Here is a 16,675-nt window from a genome sequence, read left to right as displayed (position 1 = left end):
CTCATGATTTTGATCGGCACGATGAATTTGACGCGAACCCGCGAGCGGGGCGATTTTTATTGCCCCACCTGTGGTGCCACGCAGTCGTATCGTTTGCGAGCCCGCCGGCCGTTCCTGACGCTTTACCTGATCCCCACCGTTCCCATCGGGGCCCCCGAATTGTTCGTCCAGTGCGACCATTGTCGTTCGAGTTGGGACGAGACGGTGCTGCAGATGGACCGAGCCGCTCATGAACTCGTCCAAGAAGAAAAATTCCGAGACGAGGCGATTCGGTCGGCAGTCTTGATGACGCTCGTCGACGACGTCATCTCCGAACCGGAAATCGAATCCCTTCTAAGCCTATCAGCGGTGTTATTCGATCGACCGATCGATCGCGAAGAACTTGGGCGATTGTGCTCGATCGCCAGACAAGCCGGCATTCAAGTGAACAACTACGTTCTAACGGTTTCCAAGCGATGGACGATGCAACAGCGGCTGCTCGCTTTGCAAGGCATGTTCCTCGCCGCGACTGCGGCAGAAGAAGAAGATGGTCTATCGAAAAAGAAACTCGCGACTCTGCGGTCGATGCGTGATCTGCTCGAGTTGACCGATCAGGAATTCGAAACCGCGATCGACGATGCACTTAACTACAACATCGCTTGATCAAGATCACCGACACAGTCGCCCAAGTGAACAGCGCCACAATGACCAGCGGCATGTACCACCACGGCACGTAGCGAAATTCGATCTGCCATTGACCAGGGGGACAGACGATTCCTTGGGACAAAAAATCGACCGCGAAAATCTGTGCCTCGATCGGTTCGCCCTCTCGATCGGTCGGCGTTAACAACGCTCGCCAGTAACCGTCCTGGTACACGCGGCGAGATACCAACATCGATTCAGTCTTGTCAAACTTTGTCGCAATGTCTGGCGAAACGAACGCGGGGGGATCAACCGGATTTGTCGCGTAAGCCGTCAACACTTGCCTCCACGCGGTCGCCCGATCATTGTCCAACGCCACAACCTGTTGCTGAATCCACAGGTCGCTGGATGGATCCACTGGGCGTTGCGATTGAACCAACAGTTCATGCGAGACCTCGGGCAGCACATCGCCCGACTGCGTCCGCGTTAGCTCAGATACATCGCCTCCCATGCGGAGGTAGCCCGCCACGCCGAGCATCCGGCACCAACCCCGCCAATGCAGGGCATCTGACGAGGCCATCTCTTTGTCCAGCACTTTGGCATGACTCCAGAACTCAGCCATCTCGCGAGTGCCGATCGACACCATGTTGTTAACGACGGCATCGCCATGCTCCACATGCCATCGTCCGAAACCGGCGCGACGAAGCCCTGCTTCCACTGTCAACATGCGATCGTCGCTGGATTGCCGTGCCCACGATACGGGCAACCCATTGTTGGGATGCAGACGCATCCAACGTGTTAAAACCTCGCTGCCTTGAACTTCCGATGAAGCCGTGTCGATCAGACTCGCTTCGGCGGCTCGGTCGATCCGAGGAACGAGATCGTAGTGGGCAATCATGACATCGAGGGCGATCACAACCACCAACCATTGTCGCCCCGCAAACCATTGACGCTGCTGACCCCACACCAAGATTGAGCCAATCACCGCTACATGAGCCAGTGCGAACAGGAGTTGCCAGCACGCAGACTCCGCCACAAACGGGCCCCAAAAAGGGTCGTTCGGCATCGCGGACTGATTCCTCAACGTCGCCGCCACAACGACATACCCCACCATCATCATGGTAAACATGCCAGCGATGCCAACAACGTTTCCACGAGCAGCCAAACGGTGAGTCGTCCGACGCTGTTGGTATCGAAGCACAAGCCCCAAACGTCGGACCGCGATCGCACAGTACACGGCCAGTGAAAGTGCTACGAACGGCAACCATTTCGACGGATAACGAAGCGAATCGTAGCCCGGAAAGTATTCATGAAGCAGCCAAAATGGTCCGCCCCTTTGCCCGTCAATGAGTCTCCACGACGGCGGTAGCAACCACGAGGCATCGAGCGAACCGAGCAACCAATGGGTCGCCGCGAAAAGACTTCGCACAGCATACCCGGGCCCATACGCTCCACCGGCGGTCACCAAACCAATCACAAACACAACGCCCCACGGTCGCAACACGCTGACGCACCGCCAGCGACGTCGACGGTGCAACAACCGTCTAACGAGGCAATCGATTACCAACATCGGGAACAACAACCCGCAGTACAACGAAGGTGTCCACAACGACGTCTCGACACGTGTCACTCCACCGTCGAAAACGATCCGATCCCACCGCGCATTGACCGGCCATGGTGTTGAGTACAGATTGGGAACCGCGAACTCGGCCACTCGCCACGGCGGCACGGAAAACGCGTACGCCTGTTCTCGAATCTTAAACGCCTCCGGAGTTGCGTCATGCTGCACGCGGTCACTGCGAGCGGACCAAGCCACCGAGGCGGCGATTTGAGGTGCCGCCAACATCGAAGCCAGCGTGCACACCATCGCCATTTGACTGATCCGTGCGGCGAGAAACGCAGCCAGCCGATTTGCGGGCGATCGGTCCGCGTCAGCGAGTTTACGACGATGGTAAAGCTGCGACGAAAAACGCATTAGATGCACGATCGCCGCAACAATCATCGCGTGTAGTGCGGTGGGCGGGTCCCCGCCGAGAACGATCATCGCCATCGCAATGGCGGGCACGACAACTGACCGGCAGCCCCGCATGATCAACGGCGTCAAAAGAAGCGGCAACCATGCGGCTCCCACAAGAAACGGCGGATTGGTCGCCGAAAACAACACGATCCCGGACAAGGGATAAACCAATCCCGCGACACAGGCAGACCACGCGTCGCAGCGAAGACGACGCGCGGTTTGGTACGCGGTTAGCGATGCAATGATCAGATGCAATACCACGTAGACGCCGATCGCGGTTTCGGCAGACCAGGGCGGAGCGTAGACCAACATCCGAAGCGGATAGAAAACCGCGGTGGTGGTTTCTCCCGCCAGCGGCATGCCGGTTTGATCGAGCGGGTTCCAAATCGCGCCGCCAAACGCTCCGCCTCGCTGGGCATGACACAGCTCGGCAACCCATTCATACAACGGCGTGTAAAAGTAACCCACGTCACGAAACGCCAGACGATCACGTCCCAAGAGAACGGACGCAAACATCACGAGGAGACACGCCGGAGCCACGACGGGAGCTAACCACACCGGGCGAAAACGCATCTAATTACTTTTCGTCGGTCGGAACGCGTTCACCCAAGCGAGGAACGACTTGACCTGGCGGGTCTGGATCCAAACGCGTCCGCTGCCTGCGAACTGGCACACGAGCCCCTCGCCGCCGAAGAAGAACGACTTGATTTTCCCGGCCGTTCGCAAACCAGGCAGCACCGTCACGCGGTACTGCAACGATTCCTCAAACGCCACAATGTATCCCGTGTCGACCATGAACCCTTCGGTGACATCGATCGGGATGATCGCACCGTACGAGTTGAAAAAGATGTCTCCGGTGCCGGTTGCTTTGAGCAAGACGAGTCCCTCGCCGCTAAAGAATCCTTTCGCCCCTTGCCACTTCCCGGATACTTCCACACCTTCACTATTGAACATGTAGGCACCACGCTGCAAGTACAGCGAATTGCCGTTGAGCCGATGATAGGCCACGTCCCCGGCGGCTCCTCCGGCAAACATGACTTCGCCGGGACCGTCTTGCGCGGTGAACGTGTTGATGATCAAACTCTCACCGCCAAGCAGACGTCCGAACGTCTTGCCGAGTCCCCCTTTAAAACCTGCTTCGAGGTGCATCGACGGCGTCATGGAAACCATCGCCGAAGGTTCCGCGTAGACCTTCCCGCCTTGCGGCAAATGGATCTTGACGATCGAAAAATCGGGACGCTGGCTGATCTCGTACTGCATGTGACTCGTGGTCCCACGCAATGTTTCGGCTGCCCCGTTTTGTGACGCCCCGGGTCCGGAACGTGGACCCGGCGTCCCCGCAAAGGGCTCAACCACCTCTGCTACCTCTACCACCTGTGGCTCAACGACAACCGCCTCGATAATCGGCTCGGCCGTGACCGTCGGGATCGCCTCGGCGACCGGAGGTGACGCGGCACGAGGCGCCGGCGTGGGAGGACGTTGGGCCGATCCAGCCGGGGCAGCAGGCCGTGGCGGTGATGGCGGAGCGGGCGATGCCTGCGTCGGGGCGGGCTTGGCTGGTGCCACCGGCTTGGCAGGCGAAGCTGGCGGACTACCAGCCACGTCGTCAACGGGAGCTTTGATTAACAGCACGGCGCCGCACTGTTTGCACTTCGCCTTCTTGCCCGCGAACTTATCGTCGAGTCGGTAGCGTTTTTGACAACTGGGACATGCGATTTCAATCATGATGTTTTACCCGACGAGGGGACTACCGTGCTTTCAGTTTCGGTCCGAGCAGTTTTCCGAAACTAGGCGGATTGTGGCTTTGGCAATAAAGCTTTCCTTGGCCGCTGAATTTGCAAACCAAACCTTCGCCACCGAGAATACTGCCGACCAAACTTGAGCCAGCTTTTCCAATTTTAAAATTCAACGTGTCTTCGAAAGCGACGATGTGCCCGGTGTCAACGACATACTCGCCATTAACGTCCACCGGGTAGATGGCTCCAAAACTGTTCAAGAACAAATCGCCTCGACCACTGCACTTGACCCAGAACATTCCCTCACCGCTAAACAACGCTTTGCCGAGCCCCTGCCACGTCGCGTCGATTTCGATACCGACCGCCGAGGCGAGCCAGCTCGAACCTTGGACGATCAACGATCCTCCGCTCAACGGATAATGCATCACGTCACCGAGTAGTCCAGGGCCGATCCATAACGATTGGTTCGGAGCCGTGGCAGTAAAGTGATTCAGGAAAAAGTTCTCTCCGGCAAACATACGCTTGAGCCCTTTTGCGAGGCCTCCGCCACCACCTTTGTTTCGTGAAGTCGTCTCGACGGTAAACCCGCTCGACATCGCAATCATCGCACCGACTTCGCAAGTGATCGACTCACCCGCTTGAAGCGTCAGCTTGGCAATGGACATGGCCGGTTGGGCGAGTAGTTGATGATGCATGATGCTAGCGAACCATCGGTTGAGAATTATGCGTGGTGTTTTCTGAAAAACGGCTGATCAATACAGATGCGAATTGGTCCACGCGGCCAACCCGTCGAACGAACGTGACTGCATGTAAATTTTCCCTGGTCCGGTCACGCGAGTCACCAAACCTTCGCCGCTGAAGAAACTCGAAAAGATCCCACCCGCCAACGCGATCTTGACTGCCACGGTGGGTTCGTAGGCGACGAGGTGTCCCGAGTCGACAATGTACTCACTATCAATTTCGCGTTGAAAGATTCCACCGTAAGCGCCGAACCAGATCCGCCCCGTCCCACTCACCTTGAGCCGGAACAATCCTTCACGGGCGATGAACATTTTCAAACCTGCCCATCCAAGCCCCAATTTCACGCCGGGTTCACACGCGATGAATGCACCGGGCTGGAGAAACATCGTGTTACCTTTCAACTCGATGCACTGAATGTCACCAGGAAAGGGCTGCGTCAGAACGAGTTCGCCACCGGACTGCGTCGAGAACGTGTTGACGAACATCGATTCACCGCCAAAGATTCGCCGCAAAACGCCTTTGACGAATCCACCACTCCACTGCGTTTTCATATCGATCGTCGAACTCATGCTGGCCATCGCATCGGCTTCGGCAACAATCTGGTCACCGGGTTCGAGCCGCACGTGAATGTTGGCGAACGAAGGCTTGTCACGGATTTGAGTTTGCATCATTCGACCTCGGCATTTTCCCTGTTGTCGTCCTGGTTTATGCGTCGTTTGACCTCGGGCCAATCCACACTGATCTCGCGATACTTGCGAGGCGGCAGTGCGGCGACTTGGTCATGGACGTTCGCTATTCTAGATGCATGATCGGGGTGTGTGCTGACCCAAGAGAAAATTCCAGGCAGTTCAGCTTGATTTTCTTTCATCAATTGGAACAGGTCCGCCATCGCGGCCGGATTGATCTCGGCAGCGTACAGCATTCGGATCCCCTCCTCGTCGGCTTCGTTTTCATGAGCACGCGAATAACTGTTGACCGATGCGATCTGCAGCATGTCGACACCGGCCCCCATCAACCCACTGAGATCACCAATCAACAGCGACACGCCGGCCCAGATCCCAAGAGATTGGCCGATCCGTTGCAATCCATGACGCAGCGTCGCGTGAGACATCTCATGTGCCAAGACCGCAGCCATTTGCTCCGCCGTCTCCGCATCACGGATCAATCCGGTGTAGACGACCATGTTTCCGCCCGGCAACGCAAACGCATTGACTTCGGGTGAATCAACCACGTGCACGCGAAAGTCGATTCCCTCGACGGCCGCGGTCGGTGCGAGACGATCGACAATCGACTCGAGCGCCGCGATGACCACGGGATCGTCGACCTCGGGACCGCCGAGATCCATCGAATCCATAGCGGCGTCGCCGATTTGGGCGTCAATGCTGACGGGCAAGGCCAACACCGCGGCGCGGGCGCCGGACCGAATCGTAAAATACCCGCCCACGACCAACAGTAGAAACCCGACCGTCAGAAACGTGCCGATCAAGAGGCCGCGTCGGGATTCACTGCGGCGTTGCTTTGCACCTAATTTCAACTGATCATCGAGCATCCCAGACGACGCGAACGACAACGCCTTGGGGAACTTGGACTCTTCACAAAAGATCGTCAGGCTGCGGTCGGCGCTACGACAAAAAACCATCCGCCCGCTGAAGCCCCCAACCTCGACCTGACAATCACGATACGGGATCACGAAGGCTTCCCCGTCCGGAGTGCGTGCGCCGACTCCTGAAGGCATCAGTTCGATCTCCGCCCCCGCCCGACCACCGTCGAGCGAATCGCTGAAAACGCCGCCAGAGAAAGTTTGTTCCATTGTGTCCTCGCCAAAGTGAGAGCCCGAGCACTGAGACTGGCTCAGTGAAACGTTTTAACACTTTTTGCGACTGCCGTTTGTCCCGCACCGCACTTTTTTACAACGAGTGACGGGTCGTCAATGGACACATCCCGGACGTAGCTTATTCCACGAACTCCCACGCGACCGCGTCGATGTGAACGAGACCGCCGGCATTCTCGGTCGTAAACACAACACTGACGGTCTCGCCGGACGGCAAGTCAAATTCACCTGCATCGATTGCTCCCGATTCCGGGGTGACGCTCTGGTTCACTCGCAAGGTTGAAATCGCTTTTCCGGCAACTTCCACCGAGACTGGCACCGTCGTGCCGCGATTGGCGTGAGGTTGATTGTAGAGTTTCAGTCGATAGCGTCCCGCTTTCTCAAGTTTGGTTTCAAAGCGAGCCGACGCCGATGAATTCTCACTCGCGTAACGATATGACCAACCAACATAGCCGCGTAGACCTGTCCCTTCTTTCCAATTGCCTGTGCGAATCGCGTCACGATCGTCGATCACCACGCCAGACAACTCCGCAGGCTTGCGTCCCGGCATCGGACCGATCGAACTGGCCAACTCCATCGCATCATCGGGAATCACAATCTCACTCGCTGGAGTCTGCCGACGCGCCTTGCCAGGGAGACGCAACAGCGTCAGCAGTTCGTCCAAGTGCGATTCATAGACATCGCGAGGATAACAATCGTGCAGCGTGCAGATCGACGCCGCTTTACCGACGACTTCGCCCATCATGCCGCACGTTTTCATGACTCGAACTGTGCCGAGCGCCTCGTGCGTGACACTGATACAACGCCCGGCGGTAAACAGATTCTCAACATTGCGGCTGTAAAAGCATCGGTACGGTACCGGGTATCCGTACGTGCGGTCCACTCGACGATCATGGACGGCAACGCTGATAAACGGGTTCTCGGGGAACTTCGCCGCGTATTGTTTTTTCGGATAGTGAAGGTCGATCGACCACGTGCTCGGGACACAACCGTCGGGAAACTCGCGTTTGCTCACCACGTCGTCCTGCGTCAGGACGACATCGCCCATGATGCGTCGACTCTCGCGTGGCCCGCCGATGTACGCGACCCAAGTCAGTTCCGCGGTGCGATGATTATCAGCGCCATCTCGGTTCTTCATCGCATTGAACGCACCATAGACCGCTCGCAGATTCCAATCACGAATCGCTTCGGCTTGGCCAATCGGATCAATGTCGAACCCGCTTTCCCAAAACCATTGTCCGTGATGATCACGCGGGTATGGAAAATCAGACATCGTCAAATCAAGAGCCCACGGAGTTTCGGGGAAAGTTTTTGTAGACTCCCCTTCGGCCCAACTCCACATGTTGCTCATGCCCATTCGTCCTCCAGGCGTCATGTCGGTATCCGCTCCTGCCCATTCGCCGATCCATCCATGGCCGGTACAGTCAACGAACATCTCTCCGGTGACTCGCAAATCTTCACCCGTATGCGTGTTCATGACACGAACGGCATCGATGTGACGGGCGGGTGCGTTTTCCGCTTTGCCCGCTTTGGCATCGTGCGCGTCCACCGCATAGGCAAAATGATTGAGCATCAAATCGATGTTGGCTTCGGCGAGAACGATCGCTTCTTTTTTGTCGTCACCGAACTCTTCATATGTCCCCGGAGATTTCGTCGCATGGTCACAGAATTCTTCGATGATCTCACCGATCCGCGGAAATTTGCCGCGTCGTATGTTCCCCATCGCCCACACGCGGACCTCACTTGATCCGTTACCGCCGAGAACGCCACGGTCCTGGATCAAGGCAACGCGACATCCCATTCTCGCGGCCGACAACGCGGCCCCCATGCCGGCATATCCGCCACCGATAACCACGAGATCGTAAGGGCCTTCGGTAACCGGATCGCGGGGCAGCCCGAGCTGTTCTCTCCGCCACGGTGAAAGCACGTCGTCTACGGCCGGCGGCGGCGTCTCGCGATCAACGTCGGTGGTCAGATACAAACAGTCGCAGCGGCCATCAAATCCGGTGAGATCGTGGAGACGGACCTCGTGGTCACCGGCCGAGAGACGAACCACTCCGCCGTCATGCCAATGCCACACGGCCGATTCGGTACCAAATGTTGGCTTCAGCGGCGTCCCATCGAAGGACACTTGAAACTGCCCCGGCGACGGAGAGGCTGCCCAGCGTGCCACCCAATCGAGTGTTCGCACCCAAACTCGATATTCTCCCGGCGTGGTCACCGAAATCGTTGTTCGCGCATCGTCCACGGGTTGCCCGAGCCCATGCGCGAGTAAGTAGGGTGACCCCATTTGTTCGATGAACTGAGTGTCCAGTTTCCAGCCACCATGGTCAGCAAAACTTTCCGTTTCAACGAAGATTTCTTCGCCAAACACGTTGGAGGTAACACCCGGGGACAAGAGAACAAACGTCACCGTCCAAATGGCAGCCAATCCGCACAAACGAGCGTGGGAATTGGATAAGGAGACATGTAAATATCGAAGCAACAGCATTTTTCTATCGCAATTGGCGGGGGAGGGAGGGGGAGGAAGGAATCAAGGTCCGAGCCACGGAAATTCCTGGCGGGTGAGCGGTCGCGGCACACTTTAGGAACGTTTCCGCTCACCCAGGGTTGGGATTGTAGGGACTGGAACGACGGCAGTTAATTCTACCAGTGCCACGCACTACGGTGCGAGGTTTGCACTATAATTGAGAAGTGTGCGGCGCGTTGCCCACTCCATCATCACCCTTCAAAGGCTGACCAAATGCAGATTCAAACTCACACCGACAACCACATCCAAGGCGACGAGATCCTTCATGCACATGTGCAGGAATCAGTCGAGCACGCTTTAGGACGTTACGAGGACCGGATTACTCGAGTCGAAGTGTTTTTGGCCGAAGAGCATGCCCGTGACAAACACATTGGGCACAATGACGACAACGACAAACGGTGTGTGATGGAGGCTCGACTACGCGGACTGAAACCGTTGTCGGTGCGTCATCATGACACGACCGTCAAAGACGCGTTTGAAGGCGCGGCGGACAAGCTGCTGCATTTGGTCGAGAAAACTCTCGGCCGATTGGAACATCGCCATGAAAGTGTCATCATCGATGCCGAACCGTTGGGTTAGGTGATCGACTGCTGATGACGCTGTTGTACTACGATCCGGTTTTCATGGAGCATCAGACGGGCGACCATCCTGAGAGCCCGAAAAGGTTGCTGCCGATCGTACGTCATCTGAGTTTCCTGGGACTCGACGTCGCCTGCCGACGTCCGTCCTGGGAACCCGCCACGCGAGAACAACTGAGTCTCGCACACGCCCCCGAACACATCGACCATGTCGAGCGTGTTGCGTCCTCCGGGGGTGGATGGTTGGATGCGGACACCCGACTTTCCAATCGATCTTATGAAGTCGCTTGCTCGGCAACCGGCGCAGTCTGCGATGCGGTAACCCGAGTGGTCGCCGACGAAGACCACACCGCATTCTGCTTGCTCCGCCCCCCAGGACACCACGCCACCGCAGATCAAGCGATGGGATTCTGCTTGTTCAACCACGTCGCCGTGGCAGCCCGACATGCGATCCATTCGCTCGGAATCAGACGTGTCCTGATCGTTGATTTCGATGTCCACCATGGCAACGGGACACAAGACATTTTTTGGGACGATGCATCAGTCGGATACTTTTCGATGCACCGAGACAACTTTTGGCCCCACACCGGATCGGCGAAAGAAACGGGGGCCGGTGCGGGACGGGGAACAACGAAGAACGTGCCCGTCCCGATGGGCACCCCACGTGCTCAGCAGCGAGAAATGTTTGCTCGCGAAGTCACCGAGTTCGCTGATCGGATCAAACCAGAACTCGTGATCGCGAGCGCTGGATTCGACGCACACGTTGACGATCCGGTAGGTTCTCTGGGCCTGCACACCGAAGACTTTGGCGATATCGCAAAGACGTTATTAAACGTCGCAGCCAAACATGCCAGCGGTCGATTGGTCAGCGTGCTCGAGGGCGGCTACAACCCCGAAGCACTCTCCGATTCGATCACCGTCTACCTGGAAACGCTACTCGAAGTCTAAAGCGTTCTACGCTTTCCGCGGCAACATCGCGATTGCTTCGGGCAATGCCAAACATTCTTGCTCGAACACACGCGCAGCGAGCGTATCGGGAGTGTCGTCCGGCAACACCGGACAAGAACGTTGGTGGAGAATGGGTCCGTTGTCATATTGGTTGTCGACAAAGTGGACCGTGCATCCGGTAATCCGAACGCCACGAGCCAGCACGGCTTCGTGAACATGATGCCCGTACATGCCTTGTCCACCAAAGGCGGGCAGAAGTGACGGATGAATATTTAAAACGCGGTTCTCAAACGCGTCCGGAATCAAAACGTGTTTTAGAAATCCCGCCATGACCACGTACTCGATGCCGCGTTCGGCCATCGGGGCAAACATCGCGGCACTGTAGCCATTGGCATCGGGATAGTCGCGTTCGCGAATGACCATCGTTTCGATTCCAGCTTCTTTCGCGATCTGCACACCTCGAACGTCACTCCGGCTGCTGATCACGAGCCGGATGTCGATCGGCAATCCATGCTCATCACGATGACGAAGCAGATTGGCCAACGTGCGACCACTGCCACTGAGAAAAACCGCGATCGGCAATAACTCTGAACTCGACATCAGGCGTTCACCTTCGCGACGAACAGCTCACCGTTTTCGATCTCGACGGGCGAAAGTTTTGGCAACGCATCGAGCACCAATTGCTCGGCCAAGGTTTCTTGACAGATCATCTCCGTGTGCAACTCGATCGCACGCAACATTTCCGCGTCCTGTGTCACGATGCCGACTTCGATGCGATCGGTATAATCGCAGCTGATCACTTTGCGTTGGCTTTGAATCGCCCGGATCAAATCTTTTGCGATGCCTTCGCGACGCAACTCGTCGGTGACTTCGGTATTGAGCACGACAACGCAAGTTGGCCCCTGCGCGGCCGCCCATCCTTCGCGAGCCTTCAGACGCACTTCGATGTCATCGTTATCGAGTTCGAGGGTACTGCCATCGGGCAATGTCAACGTAACCTTTCCGGTCGCCTGCAATTGGCTGAGCAGATCATTGCCGTCGGCTTCACCGAGCAGTTTCTTGACCGCGGGGATTTGCTTGCCGACTTTTGGACCGAGCCGTTTGAAATTCGGCATAACGCTGTACTGAACGTAATCGCCACCATCGGTGGTGTAGGCGACCGTCTTCACGTTGAGTTCTTCGCGGACAAGCGAATCATGCGATTGCAACCACGCGATTTGAGAATCGTCCGTCAGGATGACTTCGACCGCGGAGAGCGGCAGTCGCACCTTCAATTTGGCGTCGGCGCGAGCCGAACGACCGAGCGATGCGATTTCACGAAGCACTTTCATCGATCGCGACAAATCGGCATCGATTCGAGTTTCATCGACGGATGGGTAATCGCACAAGTGCACGCTGCAGAGCACGCGGTCACCGAACGGCTTGGTGAGTTCTTGCCATAACTTTTCGGACAGGAACGGTACAAACGGGGCGATCACTTTGGTGAGCTGCAAGAGGCATTCATACAACGTCCAGTAGGCGTCGTGCTTGTCCTGCGACTGTGTGTCTTTGGCCCAGAAACGATCACGACTTCGGCGCACATACCAATTGCTCAAACCATCGAGCACCGACGTGATCGCTTGGCAGGCGTTGTAGTTATCGAGATTGTCCATCCGTTGAACGATGGTATCGATCGCAACGTTGAGTTCTGAAATCACCCAGCGATCGATCTCGCTGCGTTCGGCGACGGGTCGGTACGTGGGTGCCGACGCGAGACTTTCAGGTGTGAGTTGATCGTCCACTCCCGTCGCGGTTGTCGGATCGAAACCGTCAATCTCTGCGTAGATCGTGAAGAAACTAAACGTGTTCCACAACCGCAACAAGAATTCCGGAATCGAATCACGGATCGCGCCATCGGCATAGATGATCGAGTTCCAAGGAGCTTGATTGGCGAAGAAGTACCAACGCATCGCGTCGGCTCCGTAACGATCAAAGATCTCCGACGGGCTGCGGTAATTCCGCAACTGCTTGGACATCTTGCCGGTCTTCTTAGTGAACGTCACCCCAGCGTGTTCAGCGGTTTCCTCTTCGGTCAGCGCGATGATTTTCGCGCCACCATCACTCGGCGTGGCTTCGTACCACTGCGAGAGCATCAACCCGAGCACGATGCAATTGCGATACGGGTGTGGGTAGGATTGATCGGCAGAGCGGGCGATTGTGCTGTTCGCTTTATCGTCGGCGCTCGTGGCAGGAGCGTCCGACACATCGACCCTCGCGCCTTCGCCGAACAACATCGTGCTGATCGCGAGTTGGCTATAGAACCATCCACGGGTTTGATCGATCGCTTCGCTGATGAAGTCCGCTGGGAATTGCTCGGCAAAGCGATCGTCATTCTGATGCGGCCATCCCCACTGCGCAAACGGCATGGCACCACTGTCGTACCAGCAGTCGATCACTTCGGTGACACGTTTCATCCGCGCCCCGTCGGCGAACGGTGACGCGTAAGTCACCGCATCGATGTACGGCTTGTGAACGCGCAGGTCATCGGCGAGTTCGGGGTTAGCCGCCTTCGCGGCCTCCCACACTTCGGTGCCTTGGACGTCGGGCTTTGCGAGCAGTTCGTCGTAGTTGCTGATCGCTTCCATTTGTCCGGTTGATTGGCAAACCCAAATCGGCAACGGCGTGCCCCAGTAACGTTCCCGCGAGAGCGCCCAATCCACGTTGCTGTCGAGGAAATTGCCGAACCGTCCATCGCGGATGTGCTCAGGCTGCCATCCGATTTGCGAGTTGTTCTTCAACATCAGATCACGGAATTTGGTCGTCCGGATGAACCAACTCTCGCGAGGGTATTGGATCAACGGATCGTCATCGGCACGCCAGCAAAATGGGTAGTCGTGCAAGTACTGCTCTTGATGCAACAGTTTTCCGTCGTCACGCAGGCGCCGCGTCAGCGTTTTATCGGTCGACTTAACCCACTCGCCCTTCAGCGAAGCAAACTCGTCGGTGAATTTCCCATCTGGCCCGACGGCGCACAACAAGTCAGGGCGTTCCAGCTCAACGAAACGTTCTCGCTCAACGGCGAGCACCTCGTAGTCAACTTCACCAAATGCGGGCGCGAGGTGGACGAGTCCACTACCGGAGTCCGTCGTAACGAAATCGGCCGCGACGACTCTCCAGTACAAGTATTCTTTCTCACCCGATTTCAAGCTGCCTTGCGGGTCGGAAAGGCTGTCCTTGTAGTCGGCAAAAGGTGGCTCATAACGTTGGCCAACCAAGGATGCACCGGAGACTGATTCAACAAGTTTCAGGTCGCGTTTGATCTTCCCAGCGAGGGTTTCAACTAACGCTGCGGCGAGGACGAGTTGCTCACCGGTTTCGCTGTCTTCGACAACCGCGTAGTCGAGGTCTTCCTTCACCGCCGCGTACATGTTGCTCGGCAACGTCCACGGCGTCGTCGTCCACACGACGAGCGACCGTTTGGGTGCGGACGCATCGGCATTGATCAAAGGGAACAGAACATAAACACTCGGGTCGGCGACTTCGCGGTATCCCTGTCCGACTTCGCCGGCCGACAACGCGGTTCCCCCCTGAGCCCACCACCAAACGATTTTGTGGCCTTGGTAGAGCAACCCGCGATCGAACAGGTTCTTGAGGCTCCACCAAACACTCTCAACGTAAGATTGATGGTAGGTGACGTAGGCTTGTTTGAGGTCGACCCAAAACCCGAGCCGCCGCGTGAGCGTTTCCCACTCCCGCATGTAACGCCAAACACTCTGCTGACATTTCTGAATAAACGGCTCGACGCCGTAAGCTTCGATTTCCTCTTTGCTGTGAATGCCGAGTTCTTTGCCGACCTCGACCTCAACGGGCAGCCCGTGGGTGTCCCACCCGGCTTTGCGTTCACACCGATAGCCCCGCATGGTTTTGTAGCGGGGGAATACGTCCTTGATCGCGCGAGTCAGGCAGTGCCCCGGGTGCGGCATCCCGTTCGCCGTCGGCGGACCTTCAAAAAACACGAAGGTCGGTGCGTCGGCGCGACGGGCCAACGATTTCTCGTAAATCTGGTGCTCGTCCCAAAACGCGAGCACGTCTTCTTCCAGGGCAGGAAAAGAGGGGCTCGCCGAGACGGCCGCGAATGCGTTCGATGGCTTCGACGGCGACGGAGACGCGGTGGCGGGGGCTGAGGACTGGGTGGGTTTCGCGGTCATCGAAAACCAAACCTTGAGGGAACCGGGTTGTGGAGAAAAAAACTTTTAGGCAAGAACGCCCCACTTTAGGTTCTCAACGCCTTTTTCCCCAGCCCCGGTTGTTTTGCCCCCTTGAGATTCCTCCACCGCCTGGACCGCCACTTCCGGCGAACACGTCGACAACGACTACATCCGGGCTGGCGATTGCCCGCCCACATCGACTCCCAACCCCGAACTGGGGCCCAGTAAAACCAACGACGCCTACGTCAGAATTCGCCGACGACCTCGTTTTCTTGATACGTGATCAGCGACACGAACAAGTTGGCGTCAATCTGCTCGGAGATGAATCGCACGCTCCCGTCAGCCAAATTGATCTGCAGGCCACCGGTGTGAAACGAATAGGCTTCGTTGTTGTTGGTTTTGTTGATGACGTACGGCCCCGTACAGTTCAACCCGTCGCCTTGGAATCCGTGGATCGGAATCGAGTGGCCCGGATTCGCCCAACCGCCCCATTTCGATAGCGATCCGCTGACGTCAGCATTGCCGCAACCATTGACGTTTGTGGCGGGACCGAGCCGGTTGATGACAAAAAACTGCGGCCGGCCGGCGCATTCGGTCAGCAACAGCGTATTGGAAAGCCCATCCAAAACATCGCGAAAACGGGTGATATGAGTGCCACGCAACATCCCGTTCGGCTTATGGCGTCTCGTGATGTAGCCGGATTGATTCAAATCCGATGCGATCGCCCCTGGCGGCACGTAATCCGTCGTCGCAGAGGGAAACCCGCCATCGTGGGCATACATTTGGTTATCAGGCGTCGTCGGGCACAGGTAGGTGTTGATGTTGGTCTTGATGATCTCGCGATTGTTCAAATGATCCCAATCCACGTTAAAATCATATCGCTCGTAAATCGCACCTTGCTCGATGAACGGCAAAATGCCTACGGCCCACGTGTGCTCGTGATTGGGATCCTGCTGCCGCGGCAATTGGCGATAGACGGAGTGATAATTGTGGCAGGCCAGTGCGATCTGTTTCAGATTGTTTGAGCACTGCATTCGCCGAGCAGCTTCCCTCGCCGCCTGCACGGCCGGCAACAACAGCCCGATCAGTACCCCAATCACCGCGATTACCACCAGCAATTCGACCAGCGTGAAAGCCGATCTTGACATGCCAATTCTGTGCCGCTTCACTTCCCACTCACCCATTCGCCTCGCCCTCGTGCGGTGCCGTCAGATCCTTTAACGCCAACCCAAGAGCGTCAAAGCGGCCCTATTGTATCACACAGGGATTCTCCGATTCGGCACAGAAACTGGCTTATAGGCCTGTATTTTGAGCAAAACCGGCGAACGGGGAATAATCGACCGCAGGCGGCCTTTCGATCTAAGCAGGTATGCAGGAATCATCTGGCGAAACTGCCGCGAACTGTAGGCCGGACCGAGGCTTTGCGAGTTCCGGCGTTCACTTGCTCAGTCGTGCCGGAACTGCGTCGCTTAGGCTCCTTGGTCCG

Annotated in this window: 12 protein-coding genes; 3 read left to right on the top strand and 9 right to left on the bottom strand. The window is 56.9% G+C overall.

The features are described 5' to 3' along the window. Positions 1-21 precede the first annotated feature (21 nt). The gene (locus NB063_RS14500; protein WP_250929455.1) at positions 22-642 is read left to right on the top strand and encodes a zinc ribbon domain-containing protein; all 621 of its coding nucleotides are present in this window, start codon (positions 22-24) and stop codon (positions 640-642) included. Here the strand turns inward: NB063_RS14500 and NB063_RS14495 are convergent. The 6 genes from NB063_RS14495 to NB063_RS14470 form a co-directional block, all read right to left on the bottom strand. Next, on the bottom strand, positions 623-3,211 hold the full coding sequence (locus tag NB063_RS14495; protein WP_250929454.1) for a hypothetical protein: 2,589 nt from the start codon (positions 3,209-3,211) through the stop codon (positions 623-625). The genes NB063_RS14500 and NB063_RS14495 overlap by 20 nt on opposite strands. After that, positions 3,212-4,363: a TIGR00266 family protein gene (locus NB063_RS14490; RefSeq protein ID WP_250929453.1), complete on the bottom strand. Its 1,152-nt coding sequence runs from the start codon at positions 4,361-4,363 to the stop codon at positions 3,212-3,214. 22 nt (positions 4,364-4,385) lie between these two features. Continuing rightward, a complete protein-coding gene (locus NB063_RS14485; RefSeq protein WP_250929452.1) occupies positions 4,386-5,069 on the bottom strand; it encodes a TIGR00266 family protein in 684 nt (227 codons plus the stop codon). Between the two features lie 57 nt (positions 5,070-5,126). Then, positions 5,127-5,786: a TIGR00266 family protein gene (locus tag NB063_RS14480; RefSeq protein WP_250929451.1), complete on the bottom strand. Its 660-nt coding sequence runs from the start codon at positions 5,784-5,786 to the stop codon at positions 5,127-5,129. Continuing rightward, positions 5,783-6,925, bottom strand: a complete 1,143-nt coding sequence (locus NB063_RS14475) for a M48 family metallopeptidase (protein ID WP_250929450.1) — start codon at positions 6,923-6,925, stop codon at positions 5,783-5,785. Before NB063_RS14475 ends, NB063_RS14480 begins: the two co-directional genes overlap by 4 nt. Positions 6,926-7,067: 142 nt before the next feature. Next, the gene (locus NB063_RS14470) at positions 7,068-9,437 is read right to left on the bottom strand and encodes an FAD-dependent oxidoreductase (protein WP_250929449.1); all 2,370 of its coding nucleotides are present in this window, start codon (positions 9,435-9,437) and stop codon (positions 7,068-7,070) included. Positions 9,438-9,689: 252 nt separating this feature from the next. Here NB063_RS14470 and NB063_RS14465 point away from each other — a divergent pair, with 252 nt between their 5' ends. Both NB063_RS14465 and NB063_RS14460 read left to right on the top strand, forming a co-directional pair. Next, positions 9,690-10,055, top strand: a complete 366-nt coding sequence (locus NB063_RS14465; protein WP_250929448.1) for an HPF/RaiA family ribosome-associated protein — start codon at positions 9,690-9,692, stop codon at positions 10,053-10,055. 14 nt (positions 10,056-10,069) lie between these two features. Further along, positions 10,070-11,002 (top strand): histone deacetylase family protein, encoded by a 933-nt coding sequence (locus NB063_RS14460; protein WP_250929447.1) that lies wholly within the window; start codon positions 10,070-10,072, stop codon positions 11,000-11,002. 6 nt (positions 11,003-11,008) lie between these two features. Here NB063_RS14460 and purN read toward each other — a convergent pair whose 3' ends face one another. From purN to NB063_RS14445, 3 genes are all read right to left on the bottom strand, one after another. Then, positions 11,009-11,602 carry a phosphoribosylglycinamide formyltransferase gene (gene purN / locus NB063_RS14455; protein ID WP_250929446.1) on the bottom strand — a complete coding sequence of 198 codons (594 nt, stop codon included), beginning with the start codon at positions 11,600-11,602 and terminating at the stop codon, positions 11,009-11,011. After that, a complete protein-coding gene (gene ileS / locus NB063_RS14450; protein WP_250929731.1) occupies positions 11,602-15,069 on the bottom strand; it encodes an isoleucine--tRNA ligase in 3,468 nt (1,155 codons plus the stop codon). Before ileS ends, purN begins: the two co-directional genes overlap by 1 nt. 365 nt (positions 15,070-15,434) lie before the next feature. Then, positions 15,435-16,337 (bottom strand): DUF1559 domain-containing protein, encoded by a 903-nt coding sequence (locus tag NB063_RS14445; RefSeq protein ID WP_250929445.1) that lies wholly within the window; start codon positions 16,335-16,337, stop codon positions 15,435-15,437. Positions 16,338-16,675: the final 338 nt, after the last annotated feature.

Origin of the sequence: Aporhodopirellula aestuarii (genome assembly GCF_023701485.1) — a bacterium.
GTDB classification, from domain to species: domain Bacteria; phylum Planctomycetota; class Planctomycetia; order Pirellulales; family Pirellulaceae; genus Rhodopirellula; species Rhodopirellula aestuarii.
The sequence above is the reverse complement of the archived record's forward strand: the minus strand, read 5'-3'. Positions and strand labels throughout refer to the sequence as shown.

What these genes read in the sequence shown, in the direction of transcription:
- NB063_RS14500 (WP_250929455.1), top strand. Translation starts at nt 22, where the DNA reads ATGAATTTGACGCGAACCCGCGAGCGGGGCGATTTTTATTGCCCCACC.
- NB063_RS14495 (WP_250929454.1), bottom strand. Translation starts at nt 3,211, where the DNA reads ATGCGTTTTCGCCCGGTGTGGTTAGCTCCCGTCGTGGCTCCGGCGTGT.
- NB063_RS14490 (WP_250929453.1), bottom strand. Translation starts at nt 4,363, where the DNA reads ATGATTGAAATCGCATGTCCCAGTTGTCAAAAACGCTACCGACTCGAC.
- NB063_RS14485 (WP_250929452.1), bottom strand. Translation starts at nt 5,069, where the DNA reads ATGCATCATCAACTACTCGCCCAACCGGCCATGTCCATTGCCAAGCTG.
- NB063_RS14480 (WP_250929451.1), bottom strand. Translation starts at nt 5,786, where the DNA reads ATGATGCAAACTCAAATCCGTGACAAGCCTTCGTTCGCCAACATTCAC.
- NB063_RS14475 (WP_250929450.1), bottom strand. Translation starts at nt 6,925, where the DNA reads ATGGAACAAACTTTCTCTGGCGGCGTTTTCAGCGATTCGCTCGACGGT.
- NB063_RS14470 (WP_250929449.1), bottom strand. Translation starts at nt 9,437, where the DNA reads ATGCTGTTGCTTCGATATTTACATGTCTCCTTATCCAATTCCCACGCT.
- NB063_RS14465 (WP_250929448.1), top strand. Translation starts at nt 9,690, where the DNA reads ATGCAGATTCAAACTCACACCGACAACCACATCCAAGGCGACGAGATC.
- NB063_RS14460 (WP_250929447.1), top strand. Translation starts at nt 10,070, where the DNA reads ATGACGCTGTTGTACTACGATCCGGTTTTCATGGAGCATCAGACGGGC.
- purN (WP_250929446.1), bottom strand. Translation starts at nt 11,602, where the DNA reads ATGTCGAGTTCAGAGTTATTGCCGATCGCGGTTTTTCTCAGTGGCAGT.
- NB063_RS14445 (WP_250929445.1), bottom strand. Translation starts at nt 16,337, where the DNA reads ATGTCAAGATCGGCTTTCACGCTGGTCGAATTGCTGGTGGTAATCGCG.